This window comes from Nocardia sp. NPDC047648 (genome assembly GCF_040642815.1).
In the GTDB taxonomy this organism is placed as follows: Bacteria; Actinomycetota; Actinomycetes; order Mycobacteriales; family Mycobacteriaceae; genus Nocardia; species Nocardia gamkensis.
On sequence record NZ_JBEYSX010000007.1, the window covers coordinates 119,992 to 141,054 of the forward strand.

21 protein-coding genes and 1 tRNA gene are annotated in these 21,063 nt (G+C 68.9%); 12 read left to right on the plus strand and 10 right to left on the minus strand.

Annotated features, from left to right (window positions below; translation table 11 throughout):
* Window positions 1-10 precede the first annotated feature (10 nt).
* The 4 genes from ABZ803_RS17020 to ABZ803_RS17035 form a co-directional block, all read right to left on the minus strand.
* On the minus strand, window positions 11-1,468 hold the full coding sequence (locus tag ABZ803_RS17020; protein ID WP_357038503.1) for a HAMP domain-containing sensor histidine kinase: 1,458 nt from the start codon (window positions 1,466-1,468) through the stop codon (window positions 11-13).
* Complete coding sequence (locus ABZ803_RS17025) at window positions 1,465-2,196, minus strand: response regulator transcription factor (protein ID WP_357038506.1); 732 nt, start codon at window positions 2,194-2,196, stop codon at window positions 1,465-1,467. Before ABZ803_RS17025 ends, ABZ803_RS17020 begins: the two co-directional genes overlap by 4 nt.
* Before the next feature lie 67 nt (window positions 2,197-2,263).
* On the minus strand, window positions 2,264-3,814 hold the full coding sequence (locus tag ABZ803_RS17030; protein WP_357038986.1) for a trehalose-6-phosphate synthase: 1,551 nt from the start codon (window positions 3,812-3,814) through the stop codon (window positions 2,264-2,266).
* A gap of 84 nt (window positions 3,815-3,898) precedes the next feature.
* A complete protein-coding gene (locus tag ABZ803_RS17035; protein WP_168434172.1) occupies window positions 3,899-4,069 on the minus strand; it encodes a hypothetical protein in 171 nt (56 codons plus the stop codon).
* A gap of 189 nt (window positions 4,070-4,258) precedes the next feature.
* On the opposite strand from ABZ803_RS17035, the gene ABZ803_RS17040 reads away from it, so the two are divergent.
* From ABZ803_RS17040 to ABZ803_RS17050, 3 genes are all read left to right on the plus strand, one after another.
* Window positions 4,259-5,077 carry an alpha/beta hydrolase gene (locus ABZ803_RS17040; protein ID WP_062968666.1) on the plus strand — a complete coding sequence of 273 codons (819 nt, stop codon included), beginning with the start codon at window positions 4,259-4,261 and terminating at the stop codon, window positions 5,075-5,077.
* Between the two features lie 169 nt (window positions 5,078-5,246).
* A complete protein-coding gene (locus tag ABZ803_RS17045) occupies window positions 5,247-5,489 on the plus strand; it encodes an MbtH family protein (protein ID WP_011207082.1) in 243 nt (80 codons plus the stop codon).
* A gap of 218 nt (window positions 5,490-5,707) precedes the next feature.
* A tRNA-Thr gene (locus tag ABZ803_RS17050) sits at window positions 5,708-5,782 on the plus strand.
* Between the two features lie 24 nt (window positions 5,783-5,806).
* Here ABZ803_RS17050 and ABZ803_RS17055 read toward each other — a convergent pair.
* Together ABZ803_RS17055 and ABZ803_RS17060 are read right to left on the minus strand one after the other, a co-directional pair.
* Entirely contained in the window at window positions 5,807-5,974 is a 168-nt protein-coding gene (locus tag ABZ803_RS17055; protein WP_357038509.1) for a hypothetical protein, read from the minus strand.
* On the minus strand, window positions 5,971-6,135 hold the full coding sequence (locus ABZ803_RS17060; RefSeq protein ID WP_357038512.1) for a hypothetical protein: 165 nt from the start codon (window positions 6,133-6,135) through the stop codon (window positions 5,971-5,973). The genes ABZ803_RS17055 and ABZ803_RS17060 overlap by 4 nt, the downstream gene beginning before the upstream one ends.
* Window positions 6,136-6,279: 144 nt before the next feature.
* Between ABZ803_RS17060 and ABZ803_RS17065 the strand changes: the two genes are divergently transcribed.
* Window positions 6,280-7,467 carry a helix-turn-helix transcriptional regulator gene (locus ABZ803_RS17065; RefSeq protein WP_357038515.1) on the plus strand — a complete coding sequence of 396 codons (1,188 nt, stop codon included), beginning with the start codon at window positions 6,280-6,282 and terminating at the stop codon, window positions 7,465-7,467.
* A 499-nt stretch (window positions 7,468-7,966) separates the two neighbouring features.
* The gene (locus ABZ803_RS17070; protein ID WP_357038518.1) at window positions 7,967-9,676 is read left to right on the plus strand and encodes a glycoside hydrolase domain-containing protein; all 1,710 of its coding nucleotides are present in this window, start codon (window positions 7,967-7,969) and stop codon (window positions 9,674-9,676) included.
* Window positions 9,677-9,728: 52 nt separating this feature from the next.
* Here ABZ803_RS17070 and ABZ803_RS17075 read toward each other — a convergent pair whose 3' ends face one another.
* Both ABZ803_RS17075 and ABZ803_RS17080 read right to left on the minus strand, forming a co-directional pair.
* Entirely contained in the window at window positions 9,729-10,154 is a 426-nt protein-coding gene (locus ABZ803_RS17075) for an HIT family protein (RefSeq protein ID WP_357038521.1), read from the minus strand.
* Between the two features lie 50 nt (window positions 10,155-10,204).
* Window positions 10,205-10,582, minus strand: a complete 378-nt coding sequence (locus ABZ803_RS17080) for a PH domain-containing protein (RefSeq protein ID WP_040864711.1) — start codon at window positions 10,580-10,582, stop codon at window positions 10,205-10,207.
* Window positions 10,583-10,713: 131 nt separating this feature from the next.
* Between ABZ803_RS17080 and purD the strand changes: the two genes are divergently transcribed.
* A complete protein-coding gene (gene purD / locus ABZ803_RS17085) occupies window positions 10,714-11,985 on the plus strand; it encodes a phosphoribosylamine--glycine ligase (RefSeq protein WP_357038526.1) in 1,272 nt (423 codons plus the stop codon).
* A gap of 205 nt (window positions 11,986-12,190) precedes the next feature.
* Here the strand turns inward: purD and ABZ803_RS17090 are convergent, their stop codons facing one another.
* On the minus strand, window positions 12,191-13,177 hold the full coding sequence (locus tag ABZ803_RS17090) for a M23 family metallopeptidase (RefSeq protein WP_357038529.1): 987 nt from the start codon (window positions 13,175-13,177) through the stop codon (window positions 12,191-12,193).
* 54 nt (window positions 13,178-13,231) lie between these two features.
* Between ABZ803_RS17090 and ABZ803_RS17095 the strand changes: the two genes are divergently transcribed.
* From ABZ803_RS17095 to ABZ803_RS17110, 4 genes are all read left to right on the plus strand, one after another.
* Window positions 13,232-14,401 (plus strand): pyridoxal phosphate-dependent aminotransferase, encoded by a 1,170-nt coding sequence (locus ABZ803_RS17095; protein ID WP_357038532.1) that lies wholly within the window; start codon window positions 13,232-13,234, stop codon window positions 14,399-14,401.
* A gap of 127 nt (window positions 14,402-14,528) precedes the next feature.
* A complete protein-coding gene (locus ABZ803_RS17100; RefSeq protein WP_245548814.1) occupies window positions 14,529-15,227 on the plus strand; it encodes a TetR family transcriptional regulator in 699 nt (232 codons plus the stop codon).
* A 6-nt stretch (window positions 15,228-15,233) separates the two neighbouring features.
* On the plus strand, window positions 15,234-16,655 hold the full coding sequence (gene purB / locus ABZ803_RS17105) for an adenylosuccinate lyase (RefSeq protein WP_357038536.1): 1,422 nt from the start codon (window positions 15,234-15,236) through the stop codon (window positions 16,653-16,655).
* Window positions 16,656-16,822: 167 nt separating this feature from the next.
* Window positions 16,823-17,245: an HIT family protein gene (locus ABZ803_RS17110; RefSeq protein ID WP_357038539.1), complete on the plus strand. Its 423-nt coding sequence runs from the start codon at window positions 16,823-16,825 to the stop codon at window positions 17,243-17,245.
* Between the two features lie 38 nt (window positions 17,246-17,283).
* Here ABZ803_RS17110 and ABZ803_RS17115 read toward each other — a convergent pair whose 3' ends face one another.
* Window positions 17,284-18,372 carry an alkene reductase gene (locus ABZ803_RS17115; RefSeq protein ID WP_357038542.1) on the minus strand — a complete coding sequence of 363 codons (1,089 nt, stop codon included), beginning with the start codon at window positions 18,370-18,372 and terminating at the stop codon, window positions 17,284-17,286.
* Between the two features lie 46 nt (window positions 18,373-18,418).
* Here ABZ803_RS17115 and ABZ803_RS17120 point away from each other — a divergent pair, with 46 nt between their 5' ends.
* Together ABZ803_RS17120 and ABZ803_RS17125 are read left to right on the plus strand one after the other, a co-directional pair.
* Window positions 18,419-18,790: a MerR family transcriptional regulator gene (locus tag ABZ803_RS17120; RefSeq protein ID WP_357038545.1), complete on the plus strand. Its 372-nt coding sequence runs from the start codon at window positions 18,419-18,421 to the stop codon at window positions 18,788-18,790.
* Between the two features lie 10 nt (window positions 18,791-18,800).
* The gene (locus ABZ803_RS17125) at window positions 18,801-20,972 is read left to right on the plus strand and encodes a S9 family peptidase (RefSeq protein ID WP_357038549.1); all 2,172 of its coding nucleotides are present in this window, start codon (window positions 18,801-18,803) and stop codon (window positions 20,970-20,972) included.
* Window positions 20,973-21,063: the final 91 nt, after the last annotated feature.

Here is a 21,063-nt window from a genome sequence, read left to right on the forward strand (position 1 = left end):
TTCGCCAGGGTCACTCCGGCGGCCTGCGTGGCAGCCGCACCGTGAACGTCGTGCCCGCCTCGGGCGAACTGCGCACGCCGACCTCGCCGCCGTGCGCGGTCACCAGCGCCTGCACGATGGACAAGCCGAGCCCGGTGCCGCCGCTGGTTCGCGCGCGGGAGGTGTCGGTGCGGTAGAAGCGCTCGAAGACGCGTTCGGCCTCCTCCTGAGGCAGGCCGGGCCCCGTATCGGCCACCTCCAGCCGCACGTCGCCGTCGCCGGGAGCCAGCCGCACGGTCACCTTCGCGTCGGGCGCGGTGTGCGTGACGGCGTTGTTCAGCAGGTTGCCCAAGACCTGGCGCAGCCGCGCCTCGTCGCCGATCACCTCGAGCGTTCCCTCGCCCGGTTCGATCTTCAGTTCGATGGTGCGGACGGGACCGTCGGCATGCCCGGCGGCGACCACGGCGCGTGCGTTGTGCACGGCGTCGCTGGCGACGGCGAGCAGGTCCACCGGGCCGAGCTCCAGCGGGCGCTGGGCATCCAGCCGCGCGAGCATCAGCAGGTCTTCCACCAGCACGCCCATCCGCTGGGATTCGCGCTCGATGCGGTCCATGAACGCGGCGGGATCGTCGGTGGCGCCCTGGCGATACAGTTCGGCGAACCCGCGGATGGTCGTCAACGGCGTGCGCAGCTCGTGGCTGGCGTCGGCGATGAAACGGCGCATGCGCTCCTCGGACTTGCGTGCCGCTTCCTCGGACGCGGCGGTCGCGGTGAACGCGCGCTGGATCTGTGCCAGCATGCCGTTCAGCGACCTGGACAGCCGGTCGACCTCCGTGTTGGTGTCGCGCACCGGCACGCGGCGATGCAGGTCACCGCGGGCGATGGCCGCGGCGGTGCTCTCCACCCGGCGCAGCGGACGCAGACTGCGCCGCACCAGGAAATACGCGAGCACCGCCAGCACGGCCAGGACGATCGCCCCGACGATCAGCTCGAGCATCACGAGCCGGTGCACGGTGTCGGTGTTCTGCGTGAGCGGCAGCGCGACCGTCGTCGTGCCCTCCGGTGTGCGCAGCGTCAGCACACGCCACCGGATCGGCCCTCCGTTCACGGAGCCGACGGTGTACGGGCCGGACGGTGGGGTCGCGGGCAGGTCGGGTTCGGAGTCGACGGCGAACGCCGGGACGAGGAACAGGCGCCCGTCGGTGCGCATCGAGCGCACGTAGAACTGGCTCGGCGCGTGGCGCGGCTCGGGCGGCAGCACCGGTGGCGGAGGCGGGCGCCTGGACCATTCCATCGCGCCCCCGCGCAACTGCTGGTCGGTTCGGTCGGTCAACTGGCCTTCCAAGGCCGAGGTGACCACCATGCCGGAGACGAGCAGGCCGAGCCCGGCGGTGAGCACCAGCAGGATCGTCAAGGTCCCGCGCAACGGAATCGCGGAGAGGAAACCCGAGACCTTCGCACGCGCCACGACGATCCGGCTCGGGCTCATGAACCGCTCTTGCGATGGGGCGCGCGCATCACGTAACCGACGCCGCGCAAGGTGTGGATCAGCCGCGTGTTGCCGGTGTCGACCTTCTTGCGCAGGTAGGAGACGTAGGTCTCCACCACGCCGACCTCGCCGCCGAAGTCGTAGCGCCAGACGTGGTCGAGGATGCGCGGCTTGCTCAGCACGGTGCCCGCGTTGACCATGAAGTAGCGCAGCAGCGTGAACTCGGTGGGCGACAGCGCGACCGGTTCACCCGCCTTCCACACCTCGTGGGTGTCGTCGTCGAGCTCGATGTCCTCGAAGCGCAGGCGCGAGCTCTCCCGCTGCGGGGCCGCGTGACCCGCGCGGCGCAGGATGACGCGCAGCCGGGCCACCACTTCCTCCAGGCTGAACGGCTTGGTGACGTAGTCGTCGGCGCCCAGGGTGAGGCCGGTGATCTTGTCCTGCACGTCGTCGCGCGCGGTCAGGAACAGCACGGGCGCGTCGACCCCGTCGGCGCGCAGCCTGCGCAGCAGACCGAAGCCGTCCATGCCGGGCATCATCACGTCCACGATGAGGGCCTGGGGACGGAAAGAGCGCGCCTTGTCCAGCGCTTGGGCGCCGTCGGCGGCGGTGTCCACTTCGAAGCCCTGGTAGCGCAGGCTCACCGCGAGCAGTTCGACGATCATCGGCTCGTCGTCGACCACCAGGACCCTGGCCTCGGGTGTCTGCTGCGCGGGGGCACCACTCATGGCTAAATGGTCCGGTATCCGGCTGCGAAGTTCCTGGACCGAAGCTGGGTGATTCCTGTGAACGGCCTCAGCGCGGGTCGCGGTCCTCGGGGTAGACGTCGTCGTCGGTCAGCAGCGCGCTGCCGGCGACCTGGTCCTGGGCCAAGGCGTCGAGGAAGGCGCGCGCCCAGCGATCCACGTCGTGGGCGAGCACTTGCCTGCGCATCGAACGCATCCGCCTGCGTTTGACATCGCGCTCGTCCTCGACAGCCGCGACGATGGCGTCCTTCACGTCGTCCAGGTCGTGCGGGTTGCACAGGTACGCCTGCCGCAGCTCGGCCGCCGCGCCGGTGAACTCGCTCAGCACCAGGGCGCCGTTGAGCCCGCTGTGGCACGCGACGTACTCCTTGGCGACGAGGTTCATACCGTCGCGCAGCGGCGTCACCAGCATCACGTCGGCGGCCACGAAGAACGCGACCAGCTCGTCGCGCGGGATCGGACGGTGCAGGTAGTGCACCACCGGGTAGCCGACCCGGGCGAACTCGCCGTTGATCCGGCCGACCTGGCGTTCGATGTCGCCGCGCATCTGGATGTAGCTCTCGACCCGCTCGCGACTGGGTGTGGCCAGCTGGATCATGACCGTGTCGGCGGGATCGATCCGGCCCTCGATGAGCAGCTCCTCGAGCGCGTTGAGGCGGATGTCGATGCCCTTGGTGTAATCCAGCCGGTCCACGCCGAGCAGGATGGTCTTCGGGTTGCCCAGCTCGGCCCGGATCTTGGCGGCGCGTTCGCGCACCGACCTGCGCCTGGAATGCTCGTCCAGTTCGGCGGAGGCGATCGAGATGGGGAACGCGCCCACCCGCACCGTGCGGAACCCCACTTGCACGACACCGAGCTTGGAGCGCACGCCGATCGAGCCACGCGAGGTCGGCTGCCCGGCCAGCCTGCGGGCCAGATAGAGGAAGTTCTGCGCGCCGCCGGGCAGGTGGAAGCCGATGAGGTCGGCGCCGAGCAGGCCCTCCACGATCTCCGTGCGCCACGGCATCTGCATGAACAGCTCGACCGGCGGGAACGGGATGTGCAGGAAGAATCCGATGGTCAGGTCCGGGCGCAGCATGCGCAGCATCTTGGGCACCAGCTGGAGCTGGTAGTCCTGTACCCACACGGTCGCGCCCTCGGCGGCGACCTTGGCGGTGGCCTCGGCGAAGCGCCGGTTCACGGTGACGTAGGCGCTCCACCATTTGCGGTCGTAGACCGGCCGCACGATCACGTCGTGGTAGAGCGGCCACAGCGTGCCGTTGGAGAAGCCCTCGTAGTAGTCGGCCACCTCGTCCGCCGACAGCGGGACCGGATGCAGTTCCAGGCCGTCCTCGATGATCGGGTCCACGTCGACGTTGGGGACCCCCGCCCAGCCGACCCACGCCCCCTTGTTGTTGCGCAGGACCGATTCCAGCGCGGTCACCAGGCCGCCCGGGCTGCGCTTCCATCGGGTGCTGCCGTCGGGCAGTCGTTCGAGGTCGACGGGGAGCCGGTTGGCGACGACGACGAAGCCGGAGCCCGCACCGGAGCCGGTGTTCTCCGCCGCGGCGTCAGCAGTCGAGGTGTGTCTGGCTCGCTCGGAGTCGTCGGACGGATTCATCTGGTCCACTCACGCATCCTTTGCGCGTTGCTTCATCCCGCTGGAGTTGTGTAGTCGACGTCGCCGTTGGCGTCGAGAACGAGACTATTCGCCTCGCGCGTTCGGTCCAATACCCAACATGGACAACAACATCCGGCACTCATCGGCGTCCTCGGCGTATGCCGCGACCACCCGCTGCGCCTGACGCGCGGTTTCGTCGGCGAGCGGTTCCAGATCGTCGTCCGCAATGTCGTTCGCGCTGCCCTTCACGGCCATCGTCAAGTCCTCCCGGCTCAGTGCGCTCTTACCCTGCGAAAAGCCAATGGTATGCGACGCTGGAGGGTGCGTCCGCCGGGGCGCTGGCCGAAAGGCGGCGCGCGCCGCCGGGGCACCCCGGTCGATGCGTCCGCCCCGCCGGTCCCTATACCGTGGGAACCAGCACCAACTCTCCACGAAAGGGTCGACATGCCGCTGGCCACGGTGAACGGGATTTCCCTCAACTATCAGGTGAAGGGTGACCGCGCCAAGGGCTCCGCGCCGCTCGTGGTCATGATCATGGGCACCGGCAGTCCCGGCCGGGTGTGGGAGCTGCACCAGGTTCCCGCCCTGGTCGCGGCCGGTTACCGGGTGTGCACGTTCGACAATCGCGGGATCGCGCCGTCGTTCGAGGCCGCCTCCGGCATGACCATCGACGAGCTGGTCGCCGACACCGCGGCCCTGATCGAATTCCTGGACGAGGGTCCGGCGCTGGTGGTGGGCACCTCGATGGGGGCGCGCGTGGCGCAGGAGCTGGCGCTGGCCCGCCCCGACCTGGTGCGCAAGGCGGTGTTCATGGCCGGTCACGGGCGGCTGGACCAGTTCCAGAAGACGCTTTCGCTCGGCGAACACGAACTCGACGCCGCCGGGGTGAAACTGCCGCCGAAATATGAGGCGGCGATCACCGCGGTCATGAATCTCTCGCCCGCCACCATGGCCGACACGAACGCCGCGCGCGACTGGCTCGACCTGTTCGAGTTCACCGGAGGGCCGGTCACGCCCGGCATTCGCGCCCAGCGCAGGATGGACCACGATTTCGACCGGGTGCAGGCCTACCGGGCGATCCGCGTGCCTTGTCTTTCGGTCGGATTCGCCGACGACCGGATGATTCCGCCGTATCTGTCCAGGGAGATCGCCGCCGTGATTCCGGGTGCGCGGTACCAGGAGGTACCGGACGCGGGGCATTTCGGGTATTTGGAGCGGCCCGAGGCGGTCAACAAGATTCTCTTGGACTTCTTCGCGGGCTGATTGTGAGTCGGCCGGGGTGGCGGCCTAGGTAACCGCCCAGGCGTAACGTCTTGCTTGCTAGTGTCGAAACAACGCTCGGGGTCTCTCGGTGTCAGGGGTTCACTACAGCCCGGCACCGGGTGAACCAGGAGCGATCCCGTACATAGCGCCAGTATCCAGTGAGGTGAAATTGAGCACCAACCCCTTCGATGATGAAGACGGCCGCTTCTTCGTCCTGGTCAACGACGAGGAACAGCATTCCCTGTGGCCGGCCTTCGCAGAGGTTCCAGCCGGATGGCGAGTCGTGTTCGGCGAGGACAGCCGCGCCGCTTGTGTCGAGTACGTGGAGAAGAACTGGACCGACATGCGTCCGAAGAGCCTGCGCGACGCCATGGCCGCCGACGACGCGGCTCGTCAGGGCGCCCAGTCCTGATCGGTCCTCCGAGTGCCGCGCTCCCGGCGCGGCAGGTTCGTGGTCCCGTCATGTCTCGAGTCCGAGCGACCGCCGCCGCCGACTTCGTCGTGGGCGGGCCGGTCGCTCGGGCCTGAGTTCGAAAGCGGTTGTCCGGTCGTAAGGGTCGCGTTCGGCGCCGAACGCGGTTCCGCTGTCACCCGGACAGCGCCCCCGGTTATGATGACAACCGCTTTCCCGCCTCCTTAGCTCAGTGGTAGAGCACTCGCCTTGTAAGCGAGCGGTCGTCAGTTCAATCCTGACAGGGGGCTCCAGTTGCAGCCGCTGCGTGTCTGAGCTCAGTGGTAGAGGCCGTGCTCGCGGAGGTAGCGCTCGGCGCTCAGCTTTCGCGGACACGGCGGTGTGCAACTCGCGTGCAGTTTCATCAGCCCTCGCGCGTGCTCGCCGTCGGCAGGCAAGTTGCCGTCTTCGCAGTAGTCCTCCACCCAGGAACGCCGCGCCGTCATCGCTGCTCGTCCTTCAGCCGCGCGAAGATCTCACGCGCCGAGACCGACTCGTCCGGCTCGCCGCCGAGATCGAGTAGCCAGGGCAACACCCAGAAGACGACGATCAGCAGTCCGCCGACGGCGGCCATGACGATCAGGGTGACTGCGAGCTCTGTGGGCATTGGCGATATCCCCTCTGTTTGTGGTCTCGTTCGGGAGCGCCCGGCGCCGAGGAGTTCGAGCGCTCAGCCCGACGCCGGGGCCTGCGGATACCTTGTCCTGAGTGAGACCCTGCGAAGCGGCACATCGTGTGTCACCGTGGAGGCATGGACGATGCCGGGGTCGGGGAACGGACCGCGAGGGCGCGCAAGCTGGTTCGGCTCACACAGCTACAGCTTGCGCTGAAGGCGAACGTCTCGGTGTCGCTGCTGCGTAAGGTCGAGCGAGGCGCCCGGCCTGCCTCGCCCGCGTTCATCGCAGCCGTGGCAGCCGCTCTGGGCGTGAACATCGAGGACCTGACCGGGCAGCCCTACAGCCCGGCGGGTGACGATGCCGGAGCGCACGCCACAATTCGCGAGTTGCGCCGGAAGATCCTGGCATTCGACGACGAACCTCTGAGCGCGCCGAGCACGCTGAAAGAGCTGACGGCCGCACTGCGCCGGGTTCAGGAGAGCAGGGGGCGCGGTCGATACGGAGATCACACCGCCGAACTTCCGGACGTGATCCACGGTTTGCATGTGCTCGCGAGCGACGAGCCTTCCGGGCATCGTCTGGAGGAGATCTATTCGACGCTCGCCTATGCCTACAACAGTGCGTCGTCGGTCGCCTACCGGTACGGCTACCTCGACCTCGCCGGACTGGCCGCCGAGCGCTGCGTGTGGGCCGCTGAGCGCAGTGGTGACCCGGTGTGGCCGATCGCGGCGGAATACCATCGCGCGTTGATCCTGCTGTACTCCGGCTCGTACGCCGGTGGGCTGCGGGTCGTCGAGCGCGCGCACGCCGCCGGCGAGCGACTGCCCACGACACCGGAAGTCCTCGCCGTGCGGGGCGCGTTGCACCTGCGCGGGTCGATACTGTCGGCCCGTGCGCTGGACGCCGACACCGCCGACATGCATCTTCGGGAAGCGCGCAGGATCGGCGAGGCGATCAACTCCGACCGGTATCAGGAGTACGGGACGGGGTTCCAGTTGCCGAACGTCGAGATCCACTCCGTCGCTGTGCCCGTCGAGTTGTCCGATGGCACGACCGCGGTGAGCCGCGCCGAGCGGATTCGGCTACCGGCATCGGTCACACCGTCCCGTGCGGGGCATCACTGGATCGACGTGTCGCGCGCGTGGTTGCTCCACGGGGACAAGCAGCGCGCGCTCGCCGGGCTCGACCAGGCGCGCCGGATCGCACCGGGGCTGACGCGCAACCATCCCCAGGTTCACGAGACCGTGCGCGTGCTCGCCCACGCCCGCCGCGGCACCGATTCCCTGGCCCGGTTCGCGAAGTGGGCCAACGTCAAGATCTGAGCTGAAAGTCCAGGTTTCCCGGCTGCTCTGGGAGACGCGGTCTCTTGCGGGCGGCGCGACCCCGCCGACCGAGTTCGGTCGGGGCTTGCTCATGGTGAAGGTCGGTTGCGGGTGTCGCCGAACGTGTCCGGTCCGAATTCGGCCGAAAGCGTGGGGCGATTCGTCGTCGGATCCGGCCGAAATGGCCCAGCGAAGCGGGCGACCAGTATGACCGCCGGTAGCGAACAACCAGCAGATCTGATTACCGACTGGCGAGCATGTTTTCCGCTAAGAGTCTGTTTGTAGTCTGGTGTGCGCAAACATCTCTCGCAATGAGCATGTTCAGGTCACGGGCAAACACCAGATGAGCTACAAACGGGACTAGTCGGCATACTTCGCGCATATTGGGGTGAACCTGGCTGTATCGGGTTCTTCATCTGCCGAAAGTTGCTTCAAATGTACGAATACAACGCGTTGCTGCCGACCGATACGCGGGCTCGTACGAGCACGGGGGTGCGCGATGACTGAGCTGATCGACTTCTCCGCCGCCCTCATCGATCCGCAAGCGATCAAGGACGCCGGATACGCGGGCGTCATCGGTTACTTCAGCGATTCCCGTCCGGGTACGAATTTCGGGGCGAAGCCGCTGCGGCGGGAATACTGCGACCGATTGCGCGCCATCGGGCTCGAGATAGTGAGCAATTACCAGTACGGCAAGGGTGAGACGTCGGACTGGAAAGGCGGTTACGACGCGGGCGTGCGTCATGCGCGGATCGCGCTGGATTATCACCTCGCGGCCGGTGGACCCCGTTTCCGTCCGCTGTATGCCCCGGTCGACGCGAATCCGTCTTTGGCGGAGTGGAATTCGCTGATCGCTCCGTTTCTACGGGGCTGGGCGTCGGTGGTCGGATGGGAATGGACCGGTATGTACGGCAATGCCCGGTGCATCGACTGGGCACTCGAGGACGGTGTCGCCTGTTGGTTCTGGCAACACAACTGGTCCGGCGATTCCTCGATCAACGGCGACCATCCCGCGGCGCACCTCCATCAGATCCGCATCGACCGCGACCGGGTCGCAGGCGTCGTGGTGGATGTGAACAAAGTCCTCGCCGACGACTACGGCCAGTGGTCGAAGGCCATCTCGAATCCAGGGGGAGTCATGCAAAAGCCGGATTACGTCGAATTGGACCGAATGGGCGACTCCGCCTCCAGCAGGCACGGGGCGCGCGTCGAGAACTTCCTGCTGCACACTCAGGAGGGCAACGGAACGGCCGAGAGCCTGGCCAACTACCTGAACAATCCGGCGAATGGGGTGAGCTACCACTACACCGTGCGCGATCGCGTGGTGGTAGACGTGGTCGACACCGATCTGGCCAGTTGGTCGGTACTGGACGCGAACTCGTTCACGATCAACCTCTGCTTCGCGGGCAGCCGCGTCGCGTGGAGCCGCAACGACTGGCTGAGCATCCGCGACGACATCCGGATCGCGGCCTGGCTCGCGGTGCAGGACGCGCGCAAATACGGGTTCGACACGTATGTCATCGCGCCGCCCTATCAGCGGCGCCAGGGCATCTCCGACCACAAGTACGTCACCGAGTGTCTCGGCATCGGCTCGCACACCGACGTGGGACCGAATTTCCCCTGGGACGTGTTCGCCGACGACGTGCGCGGTTTCGCCACCGGCGAGCCGACCGGGTCGGAACCGAACGCGATCAACGATTGCGCGGCCGCGAATCCATGGCTGGGCGCTCGGATCACGCAGGGTGAGATCCCGACGCCCGACGGCGCGGGCCGCTTCGCCCAGTTCGAGCACGGGTACATCTATTGGCATCCGGATACCGGTGCGCACGCCATCCCGGAGACGCTGTGGGGAAAGTTCGAGCAGTTGGGCTGGGAGGCGGGTCCGCTCGGCTACCCGATCACCGACCGCGCCGTGCTTTCCGGGCCGGACGGCCAGGCGGCGGGCGAGGTGCAGGGCTTCCAGGGCGGGGCGCTCTACCGACGGCAATCCAGCGGCAGCGTCTATTGGGTGCACGGCGCGATCCGCGACCGCTGGAACCGCGCGGGTTACGAGAACGGCCCGCTGGGCTGGCCGGCGAGCGACGAGATCCCCTGGGACACCGGCACCTACCAGGATTTCGAGCACGGCCGGATCTATTGGACACCGGCCCAGACGCTCGCGACGGTGGCGGTCGGAGGAGTGGATACTCCGCTGCACGACGTGGGTTGACGGAAAGCGGAAGGTCCGGCCGCGACCGCAGCCGGACCTCTCCGAACGCGATTCAGTCGGGGACGTTGGCGCCGTGGCCGAGGTCGCGCAGCGCCTGCTTGATCTTGGTCTGGGCCTCGTCCAGGGACTCGGGGCTCGGATTCGGGTCGGCGCCGGAGATGTCGAAGTTGCCCATCGAGAAGGCGGGGAACACATGGACGTGCAGGTGCGGCACCTCCAAGCCCGCGATCAGCAGACCGGCGCGCGGGGCCTCCCAGGCCGCACGCACGGCCTGGCCGATCTTCTGGGCGACGGCGGTGAGCCGGGCGAAGGTGTCGGCGTCGACGTCCTGCCATTGGTCGATCTCTTTGCGAGGCACCACGAGGGTGTGACCAGGCGTGACCGGGGCGATGGTGAGGAAGCCGACGAACTCGTCGTCCTCCCAGACGAAACGGCCCGGGAGCTGACCGGCGATGATCGCGCTGAAGACAGAAGCCATGTCCCGCAGCGTAGACCGGGCGGTGCGCCGGGGCGCCGGACCGGCCCGCGCTACACCGCGACGAAGTGCGACAGGATGCCCTGCACCTCGTAGATGTCCACCTGCCGGTTGAACCGCTTCAGCAGCGGTTCGGCGGTGCCCGCGATCCAGATGGCCAGCTCGGCGTCCAGATCGAAGGTGCCCGCGGTCTCCACCGAGAAATGGGTGATCGCGCGATACGGCACGCTGTGGTAGCTCACCTTGCGGCCGGTGACGCCCTGCTTGTCGATGAGGATCAGGCGGCGGTTCGTGAACAGCATCGCGTCCCGAACCAGCAGGTAGGCGGCATAGACCTGTTCACCGCTGCCGAGGAGCTTGCCGTACTCCTGTTGCGCCTGCGCGGGATCGATCCGGCCGGCGTTGCCCATCAGTCCGTCGATCAGACCCATTCTCAGCACTTCCTTCGGGTGCTCCGGTGGCAGGAGCGGTCAGGCCCCACATCCGTTGTCCCTATTCATCATCCCCTTCGCGCGCACCGGCAGCGGCGAAGACGGCGAACGGCTCGTTTAGGCTGTCTGCCGTGCGTGTACTCGTCATCGGTTCCGGAGCCCGTGAACATGCCCTCGTCCTGGCCCTGCGCCGGGACCCCGCGGTGACCGCGCTCTTCGCCGCCCCCGGCAACGCGGGCATCGCCCAGCACGCGCAGGTCCGCCCCGTCGACCCCTGCGCCGCCGAGGACGTCGTCGCGCTGGCCACCGAAGTGGACGCCGACCTGGTGGTGGTCGGTCCCGAGGTCCCGCTGGTGCTCGGCGTCGCCGACGCGCTGCGCGTCGCCGGTATCCCGTGCTTCGGCCCGTCTGCCGCGGCCGCCAGGATCGAGGGTTCCAAGGCATTCGCCAAGGATGTGATGTCCGCGGCGGGCGTGCGCACCGCGCACAGCGAGGTGGTGGACAACCCGGCCGAGCTGGACGACGCGCTCGACCGCTTCGGTCCCACCTGGGTGGTGAAGGACGACGGACTCGCCGCGGGCAAGGGCGTGGTGGTGACCGCCGACCGCTCCGCCGCGCGCGAGCACGGGGCCGAACTGCTCGAGCAGGGCCACCCGGTGCTGCTGGAATCGTTCCTGGACGGACCGGAAGTCTCGCTGTTCTGCCTGGTCGACGGCGAGACGGTGGTCCCGCTACTGCCCGCGCAGGACCACAAGCGCGTCGGTGACGGGGACACCGGCCCCAACACCGGCGGCATGGGCGCGTACACGCCGCTGCCCTGGCTGCCCGAATCGGCCGTCACCGCCATCGTCGAGGACGTGGTGAAACCCGTTGCGGCCGAGTTGGTGCGGCGTGGCAGCGGTTTCTCCGGCCTGCTCTACGCCGGGCTGGCGATCGGCGCGGACGGCCCCGCCGTGGTCGAATTCAACTGCCGCTTCGGCGATCCCGAAACGCAGGCGGTGCTCGCGCTGCTGGACAGCCCGCTCGGCGAACTGCTGTACGCCACCGCCACCGGCACGCTGGCGCAGGTCGCCCCGCCGCGCTGGCGCGACGGCTCGGCGATCACCGTGGTGCTCGCCGCGGAGAACTACCCGGGCCGCCCGCGCCTCGGCGACGCGATCTCGGGGGCGGGCGAGGGCGCGCTCGACGAGAACGCGACGGTGCTGCACGCGGGCACTACGCAGCGCGAGGACGGCGCTCTGATCTCCGCGGGCGGACGGGTGCTGAACGTGGTGGGCGTCGGCGCCGATCTCGCCGAGGCCCGCACCCGCGCCTACGACCGCATCGCCGCCATCAAACTGCCGGGCAGCCACTACCGCACGGACATCGGTTTGGCCGCCGTCGAAGGCCGCATCGAGGTCTGAACCTGCGGCTCGGCGGACTACGCACTGACGGTCGGATCGCTGATCCTGCGCTTGGTCGGCGGCCAGTTCGACAGCGCAGGCGCGATCCGCTGCGGCCAGGTGACCGAACCCGTGGCCGACCGTCTTCGGCCACGACCCGCAGCGGGCCGATTTTTTCGGGGGCGCGGAGTCGTTTCCGATGCTGCTGACCTCACGCGTGCCTTCCTCAGCCGAACGTGAGCCCGCGCACGGCCAGCCACTGCTGCGGGTCCACGTGCTGGCCGCCGACGATCACCTCGAAGTGCAGGTGCGGGCCGGTGGAGTCGCCGCGGTTACCCATGCGGGCGATCTGCATTCCCGCAGGCACCCGCTCGCCGACCGAGACGAAGAAGTCGTACATGTGCCCGTAGACGGTGATGCTGCCGTCGTCGTGGCGGATGCGCACCCACAGCCCGAAGCCCTGCGCCGGTCCCGCGTCGATGACCGTGCCGTCGGCGACCGCGTAGATCGGGGTGCCGATCGGGCCCGCGATGTCGATACCGGCGTGGAAGGTGCCCCAGCGCGACCCGAAGCCCGAGGTGAAGACGCCGTGCGCGGGCAGCGCGAAGCCCCGGCCGCTCGGCGGCATCGTCCCTGGCTGCACCGGTGCGGCCGCGGTCATCCACGGCTGACGCTCACCGGCGACGGCGGCGGCCGCCTCGGCCTTCGCGCGTTCCAGCGTCGCGCGCGCGGCGGCCGCGACCACCGCCTGCTCGCGCAGCCGCTCACCATTGGCGATCGCGTTCAGCAGCCGCGTCACCGACGGTGGGGTGCTCTGCATCTGCGGCGGATACGCCACGGCCACGCGCTGGCCGCGATCCGGCGCGGGAGTGCGATCGGTGACCGTCCCGGCGAACGACGTGTCGCCCGCGGCGAAAACCGCGGTCGCGACGAGCCCCGCCAGCAGCACCTGGTGCTTGCGCGCCAGTGCGAGCAACTCCTCGCCGGTGGGTTTGCGCCGCCACAGGTCGCGCGGGTCCGGTTTGCGCTCCCACCAGGCTCGCAGGTGGCGGCGGCGGCCCCACAGGGCGCGCGGATCGAGCTTGCCGCCACCTCCGATGAGCCGCCTGCCCGATGGTCGCGGCGAGCGCGCGCGCCAGTCGCGCGGAATGACGCCGACACCGGCCACTCCGCGCACTCGGTCGAGCCCGCCTCGTCGAGACTTATCGAGCATCAGGGGAGACCATAACCGCGGCCGCGCGGTAATAGGTGCTCTACCGTCTGTCGAGTGTCCAGAGAATCTCGCCGGTCGACCATTCCACCTTTCTACGTGATGGATGTCTGGAAAGCCGCCGCGGAACGCGCACGGACGCACGGTGATGTGCTCGTGCTCGCCGCCGGGCAGCCGTCGACGCCAGCGCCCGCGCCGGTCCTGCGCGCGACCGAACTGGCCATTCGGTCCGAATTGCTCGGTTACACCGAGACTTTCGGCATCCTGGCGATCCGGGAAGCGATCGCCGAACACCATCGAGACACCTATGGTTACCGGGTCGATCCGGACGACGTGGTGGTGACGACCGGCTCGTCCGGCGCGTTCTCGCTGATCTTCCTCGCCGCGTTCGACCCGGGCGACACCGTCGTGGTCGCGCGTCCCGGTTATCCGGCCTATCGCAACACCCTCGCCGCCCTCGGCTGCCGGGTGCTCGAACTCGACTGCGGCGCGCAGACCAGATTCCAGCCCACCGTCGCCATGCTCGAGGCGCTCCCGGAGCCGCCCGCCGGTCTCGTGGTGGCCAGCCCCGCCAACCCCACCGGCACCATGATCGCCCCCGCCGAACTCGCCGCGCTGGCCCGCTGGTGCGAGGAGCACGGCACCCTGCTGATCTCCGACGAGATCTACCACGGCATCACCTACGACAGCGTGGGCGCCGACAACGCGACCTCGTCGGCCTGGGAGACCTCGCGGGAAGCGGTGGTGATCGGCTCGGTGTCCAAATACTTCTCCATGACCGGCTGGCGGCTGGGCTGGATGCTGGCCCCGAGCGGGCTGCGCCCCGCGTTGCAGCGGCTGGCCTCGAACCTGACCGTGTGCCCGCCCGCCATCTCCCAGTACGCGGCGCTGCACGCCTTCGGCGCCGAGGCCAAGGAGGAACTCGACGGGCACGTCCGGCGGTACGCGGTGAACCGGCGGTTACTGCTGGACGGGCTGCCGAAACTGGGCATCACCGACCTCGCCCCCGCCGACGGCGCCTTCTATGCCTACGCCGACATCGGTCACCTCACCGACGACTCCCGCGCCTGGTGCGCCGACGTGCTGAACCACACGGGCGTCGCACTCGCGCCTGGCGTGGATTTCGACACCGTCGACGGGCACCGCACGGTACGTTTCTCGTTCGCCGGAGCCACCGCCGACATCGAGGCGGCGCTGCTGCGTCTAGGCCACTATCTGGGTGGGTGATGCCCTGCCCGGCAAGAACTTTCCGCAGTTCGGCACCCTGGCCGCGCGGATGCGGTAAAACAACCTTGGTTGCTTTTCCTCGCTGATTTCCCCTGGAAGAACTGATGACGACTGGCACGATGGCACGGTGATCACCGCGACGACCCCGAAAGGCGAACGGCGTCGCCAGGCTTTGATAGCCGCCGCCGCCGAACTCCTGCTCGAAGGCGGGTTCGAGGCGGTGCGGCACCGTTCGGTTGCGACGCGCGCTGATCTGCCCCTGGCGTCGACCACCTACTACTTCGAATCACTGGACGACCTCATCGCCCGGGCGGTCGAGTTCAGTGGCAATGCGGAGCTGGACGCGATGCGCAGGCGGGTCGGCGAGGTCAGCCACCGCCGCCGCGGCGCCGAGGCCACCGTCGACCTGGTGCTCGACCTGCTGGTGGGCAGCGACGGCCCCGACGAGGGCGCGCGCGGGCAGCTGATCGCCCGCTACGAGCGTTCGGTCGCCTCGGCGCGGCACCCGGAGCTGCGCGAAGTCCAGCTCCGGTTGCGTGCTCAGCTGGACGAGCTGCTGGCCGACGTGCTGCGCCGCTCCGACCGGATGGTGCGGCCGGAACAACTGCGCAGGCTGGTCGCGGTGGTGGACGGCGCGGTCGTCGCCGCGCTCACCGAGATCGACCCCGAACCGCGGCGGATGGCCCGCGGCGCGCTGCTGGAAGTCATCGACATCGTCGCCCCTCCGGCGCGGGCGGCCACCCCCGAGCCGGCGGCCTACGCGAGCGCGGACGGCCCCGTGCGCGCCACGCCCCAGCAAGTGGATCGTTACCGCGCACTAGACTGACCGGACGTGAGCATCGTCCCCAATGTCCTCGCCACCCGTTACGCCAGCCCAGAGCTGGTGCACCTGTGGTCGCCGGAGCACAAGATCGTCCTCGAGCGGCGGCTGTGGCTGGAGGTGCTGCGGGCACAGGCGGAGCTGGGCGTCGAAGTGCCCGACGGGGTCATCGCGGACTACGAGCGGGTGCTCGACGAGGTCGACCTCGCCTCTATCGCCGAACGTGAGCGGGTCACCCGGCACGACGTGAAGGCGCGCATCGAGGAATTCAACGCGCTGGCCGGGCACGAGCACGTGCACAAGGGCATGACCAGCCGCGACCTCACCGAGAACGTGGAGCAGCTGCAGATCCGGCTCTCGCTCGAGCACGTGCACGCCCACGGCGTCGCGATCGCCGCGCGATTGGCCGAGCGCGCCGCCGAATACCAGGCGCTGGTGATGGCGGGCCGTTCGCACAACGTCGCCGCGCAGGCCACCACGCTTGGCAAGCGGTTCGCCTCCGCCGCCGACGAATTGCTGATCGCGCTGACCAGGCTGCGCGAGCTGATCGACCGGTACCCGCTGCGCGGGATCAAGGGCCCGATGGGCACCGCGCAGGACATGCTCGACCTGCTCGGCGGCGACCCGGCCAAGCTCGCCCGGCTGGAGCAGCAGGTGGCCCGGCACCTGGGTTTCGCGACCGTGTTCACCAGCGTCGGCCAGGTCTACCCCCGCTCGCTGGATCACGACGTGCTCTCCGCGCTGGTGCAGGTGGGCGCCGGCCCGTCCTCGTTCGCGCACACCATCCGGCTGATGGCCGGGCACGAGCTGGTCACCGAGGGTTTCCAGCCCGGGCAGGTGGGCAGCTCGGCGATGCCGCACAAGATGAACACCCGCTCCTGCGAACGCGTCAACGGCTTGCAGGTGGTGCTGCGCGGTTACGCCTCGATGGCGGCCGAGTTGGCGGGCGCGCAGTGGAACGAGGGCGACGTGTTCTGCTCGGTGGTCCGCCGCGTCGCACTGCCGGACGCGTTCTTCGCCATCGACGGCATGATGGAAACCTTCCTCACCGTGCTCGCCGAGTTCGGCGCCTACCCCGCGGTGGTCGCCCGCGAACTGGACCGTTACCTCCCCTTCCTGGCCACCACCCGCATGCTCATGGCCGCCGTCCGCGCCGGGGTCGGTCGCGAAACCGCGCACGAGGTCATCAAGGAGCACGCCGTAGCGGTCGCCCTGGCCATGCGCGAGCAGGGCCGCGAACCCGACCTGCTGGACCGCCTCGCCGCCGACCCGCGCTTCCCCCTCGATCGCCCCGCCCTGGACGCGGCGTTGTCCGACAAGTCCGCCTTCGTCGGCGCGGCCGAAGCACAGGTCGCCGACGTCGTCGGGCAAGTGCAGAAACTGGTCGACCGGTACCCGGACGCGGCACGGTATTCGCCGTCGCCGATCCTCTAGCGGGACTACGCCTTTCGCGACGCATCGTCGAGGTCGACAACTACTCCGGATAGCGCGAAACCCGACTGCCCACTGTCCGGAGAGGAGCCGGGACCACTTCTCCCAGCTACTGCCAGGAGCTGATTCGATGGTGCCTGCACCTGTTGTGACCGCATAGGCTGCGGGTCGTGAATCCCTACACGATTTTCGCCGATATCGTTGCCGGGCGGGCGCCGTCGAGCAAGGTCTACGAGGACGACGATGTGGTGGCGTTCATGGACATTCGGCCGATGACGCCCGGGCATCTGCTGGTGGTGCCGAAGGTGGCGGCGCGCAGTCTGGCGGAACTCGATCCGGTGGTCGGGGGAAAGTTGTTCCAGGTGGGGCAGCGGCTCGCGGCGGCGATGCGGGCAAGTGAGCTGGGGTGCGACGGGGTCAATTTCTTTCTGGCGGACGGGGTGACGGCGGGGCAGGAGGTCTTCCATGTGCATCTGCACGTCATCCCGCGCACCCCGGGCGACGGGTTCGGGTTGCGTGGCCGCCCGACCAGTCCGCGGCGGGAGGATCTGGATTACCTCGCCGCCTCGATCCGGGGTGCGCTGGGGAACTGAGTCCGCCGGCTCGGCCGCCGCCCTTCCGGGGGGACGGGTCAGTCGCGCACCAATTCGGCTGCCGTCCAGTTCGGATAGTCGCTGTAGCCCTCGGCGGTGCGGCCGTACAGGAATTCCTCGCGAATCGGAGCCAAGGGCAGGTCGTAGCGGATGCGGTGCACGAGATCGGGATTGGAGATGAACGATCTGCCGAACGAGACCAAGTCGGCGAGGCCTGCGCGCAGCACCTGTTCGGCGCCCGCCGCCGTGGTCGGTTCGCGGTTCTCGCCGATGTTGGCGATGAGCGTGCCGTGCCAGCGCGGCCGCAGGTCACGCAGCGCGGGGTAGCGGTCGTCATCGGTGAGGTGCAGGTAGGCCAGGCCGCGCCGGTCGAGTTCGGCGACGAGTGCGCGGTAGAGCGGGCCCGGGTCGGCCTCGGACATGTTGAACTGCGGATTGCCCGGCGAGAGCCGGATCGCGGTGCGCTCCGCGCCGATCGCCCCGGTCACCGCGTCCACCACCGCGAGGGGCAGCCGCATGCGGTTGACGATGGAACCGCCGTATTCGTCGTCGCGCAGGTTGGTGTTGTCGGCCAGGAACTGGTGCAACAAATAGCTGTTCGCGCCGTGGATCTCGACACCGTCGAAGCCCGCGTCCATCGCGTTGCGCGCGGCGGCGGCGTAGTGCTCCACGATTGCCGCGATTCCGGCGCGATCGAGGGCGGCCGGCGTGATCGGATCGGCCTTGCCGCCGTCGATCAGGTGCACCCGGTCGTCGTCCAGCACCGCCGACGGTCCGGCGGGCCAGGACCCATCGATCCGGGCGAGCGGGTGGCCCTTGCGGCCCCCGTGCATCAGTTGCGCGAAGATCCGGCCGCCGCGCGTGTGTACCGCCTCGGTGACCCGGCGCCACGCCGCGACGTGCGCGGGGGTCTGCAAGCCGGGCACCCAGGCTTCGCTCTGGCCGGTCGAATGCGGCCAGATGCCCTCGGTGACGATGAGCCCGGCCGTCGCGCGCTGGGCGTAGTAGTCGGCGACATCGCCGGTCGGCGAGCCGTCGGGCAGCGAGCGCAGCCGGGTCATCGGCGACATGACGATCCGGTTGGGCAGGTCGAGCGGATGGTTGCGGTATTCGGTCAACAGCAGCATGGCTGTACCGTAAAACCTGACATTGATGTTAGGTCAAGGAGCGGAAGTGCGGATCGGTGAACTGGCCGAGCGGACCGGCGTGAGCGTCCGGTCGCTGCGGTACTACGAGACCAGAGGTCTGCTGGCCTCGCACAGGACCTCCGGTGGGCAGCGGGAGTATCCGGAGGCGGCGGTCGACCGGGTGCGGCGCATCCAGGAGATGTTCGCCGCGGGCCTGCACAGCGACACCATCGGCGAACTGCTGCCGTGTATCCACGACGTCGACGGCACACCCAATGCCGCGGCGACGCCGTTCCTGGTGGAGAAGCTCACCGAGGAACGCGCCAGAATCGATCAGGCGATGCGCGATCTGCGCCGGACGAGCGACGTGCTCGACGGCATCATCCGTGCGGCGGGTGGCGAGGCATCCGGACAGTAGGGTGGACGCCATGGCTCTCGACAGCGGAACGATCTCCGAACCCGGTAGCGGCGCGGTGGCGCCGCCGGTCGCCGAGACGGTGCCCACCCGGCGGGTGCACCACGGCGACGTGTTCGTCGACGAGTACGAGTGGCTGCGGGACAAGGAGAATCCCGACGTCATCGCCTATCTGGAGGCGGAGAACGCCTACACCGAGGCGCAGACCGAGCACCTGAGCACGTTGCGCGAGACGATCTTCGACGAGATCAAGGCGCGCACCCAGGAGACCGACCTCTCGGTGCCGACCCGGCTGGGCGACTACTGGTACTACTCGCGCAGCTTCGAGGGCAAGCAGTACGGCGTGCACTGCCGGTGCCCGATCGCCGCGGGCGCTCGAGGCATCGACGAGTGGACCCCGCCCCAGCTGAGCGCGGAGAACGAGGTCCCGGGCGAAGAGGTGCTGCTCGACAGCAACGAGCTGGCCGAAGGGTACGACTTCTTCGCGCTCGGCGCGTTCTCGATCAGCCATGACGGCACGCTGCTCGCCTACTCGGTGGACAACGTCGGTGACGAGCGGTACGTGCTGCGCTTCAAGGATCTGCGCACCGGCGAGCTGCTCGGCGACGAGATCGCGGGTACCGCACCGGGCGCGACCTGGTCACTGGACGGCAGCCACGTCTTCTATCAGACCGTCGACGAGTCCTGGCGGCCCGACACGGTGTGGCGGCACCGGCTCGGCAGCACCGATCCTGACGTCAAGGTGTTCCACGAGCCCGACGAGCGCTACTGGGTGAGCATCGGCGCCAGCCGCTCGGAGAAGTACCTGATGATCTGGGTCGGTTCCAAGATCACCAGCGAGGGCTGGGTGCTGGAGTCCGACGACCCCGAGGGCGAGTTCCGTGTGCTGCTGCCGCGCCGCGAGGGTGTGGAGTACTCCGCCGAGCACGCGGTGATCGGCGGCGAAGACCGCTTCCTGATCCTGCACAACGACGTGGTGGACGGCGTCAAGGCGGAGAACTTCGTGCTGGCCGAGGCGCCGGTCGACGACCCGTCGAACCTGACGCCGCTGATCGGGCACCGCGAGGACGTGCGGCTCGAGGACATCGACGCGTTCCGCGACCACCTGGTGCTCAGCTACCGGCGCGAGGCACTCACCCGGATCGCGGTGTGGCCGCTGACCGCCGAGGGCTACGGCGAGCGGCGCGAACTCGACTTCGATCTGGAACTCTTCGCGGTCGGCGTCGGCGCCAACCCGGAGTGGGCCCAGCCGACCCTGCGCATCGGACTGACCTCGTTCATCACGCCGATGCAGGTGTTCGACTACGTCCCGGCCACCGGCGAGCTGCTGTTGCGCAAGGAACAGCCCGTGCTCGGCGGCTACGACGCGAACGACTACGAACAGCACCGGCAGTGGGCGGTCGCCGAGGACGGCACCCGGATACCCATCTCGCTGGTGCGGAAGAAGACCACCGCGGCCGACGAGCCCGAACCGTTGCTGCTCTACGGCTACGGCTCCTACGAGGCGAGCATCGACCCGTCGTTCTCGGTCGCCCGCCTTTCGCTGCTGGATCGCGGCATGGTCTTCGCGGTCGCGCACGTGCGCGGCGGCGGCGAGATGGGCAGGCTGTGGTACGAGCACGGCAAGACGCTGACCAAGAAGAACACCTTCACCGACTTCGTGGCCTGCGCCCGGCATCTCGTGGACGCGGGAGTCACCGCACCGGACCGGATGGTCGCCGACGGCGGCAGCGCGGGCGGCCTGCTGGTCGGCGCGGTGGCGAACCTGGCGCCGGAGCTGTTCGCGGGCATCCTGGCGAACGTGCCGTTCGTCGATCCGCTCACCTCCATCCTCGACCCGTCGCTGCCGCTCACCGTGATCGAGTGGGACGAGTGGGGCAACCCGCTGGCCGACAAGGACGTCTACGAGTACATGAAGTCCTACTCGCCGTATGAGAACGTCGAGGCCAAGGACTATCCGGCGATCCTGGCGATCACCAGCCTGAACGACACCCGCGTGCTCTACGTGGAGCCCGCGAAGTGGATCGCCAAGCTGCGCGCCACCGCCACCGGCGACGCGCCGCTACTGCTGAAGACGGAGATGAGCGCGGGCCACGGCGGCGTCAGCGGGCGCTACGAGAAGTGGCGGGAAGTGGCCTTCGAACACGCCTGGCTGCTCGACACGGTCGGTCTCGCCGACGCGTAGCGCACCGCCCGATCGCCGGGCGCACCGGTGAAAGCGGCGCGCCGACCGCGGGGCGAGCGGCCGACGCAGGCGTGACGGAGTGTTCGCCACC

Bases quoted from the DNA above. Each gene is read 5' to 3' on its own strand.
- ABZ803_RS17055 (WP_357038509.1), bottom strand. From the start codon at position 5,974: ATGACGGCGCGGCGTTCCTGGGTGGAGGACTACTGCGAAGACGGCAAC.
- ABZ803_RS17070 (WP_357038518.1), top strand. From the start codon at position 7,967: ATGACTGAGCTGATCGACTTCTCCGCCGCCCTCATCGATCCGCAAGCG.
- ABZ803_RS17125 (WP_357038549.1), top strand. From the start codon at position 18,801: ATGGCTCTCGACAGCGGAACGATCTCCGAACCCGGTAGCGGCGCGGTG.
- ABZ803_RS17075 (WP_357038521.1), bottom strand. From the start codon at position 10,154: ATGGCTTCTGTCTTCAGCGCGATCATCGCCGGTCAGCTCCCGGGCCGT.
- ABZ803_RS17025 (WP_357038506.1), bottom strand. From the start codon at position 2,196: ATGAGTGGTGCCCCCGCGCAGCAGACACCCGAGGCCAGGGTCCTGGTG.
- ABZ803_RS17090 (WP_357038529.1), bottom strand. From the start codon at position 13,177: ATGCTCGATAAGTCTCGACGAGGCGGGCTCGACCGAGTGCGCGGAGTG.
- ABZ803_RS17080 (WP_040864711.1), bottom strand. From the start codon at position 10,582: ATGGGTCTGATCGACGGACTGATGGGCAACGCCGGCCGGATCGATCCC.
- ABZ803_RS17020 (WP_357038503.1), bottom strand. From the start codon at position 1,468: ATGAGCCCGAGCCGGATCGTCGTGGCGCGTGCGAAGGTCTCGGGTTTC.
- ABZ803_RS17040 (WP_062968666.1), top strand. From the start codon at position 4,259: ATGCCGCTGGCCACGGTGAACGGGATTTCCCTCAACTATCAGGTGAAG.
- ABZ803_RS17115 (WP_357038542.1), bottom strand. From the start codon at position 18,372: ATGCTGCTGTTGACCGAATACCGCAACCATCCGCTCGACCTGCCCAAC.
- ABZ803_RS17035 (WP_168434172.1), bottom strand. From the start codon at position 4,069: ATGGCCGTGAAGGGCAGCGCGAACGACATTGCGGACGACGATCTGGAA.
- ABZ803_RS17030 (WP_357038986.1), bottom strand. From the start codon at position 3,814: ATGAATCCGTCCGACGACTCCGAGCGAGCCAGACACACCTCGACTGCT.
- ABZ803_RS17060 (WP_357038512.1), bottom strand. From the start codon at position 6,135: ATGCCCACAGAGCTCGCAGTCACCCTGATCGTCATGGCCGCCGTCGGC.
- ABZ803_RS17065 (WP_357038515.1), top strand. From the start codon at position 6,280: ATGGACGATGCCGGGGTCGGGGAACGGACCGCGAGGGCGCGCAAGCTG.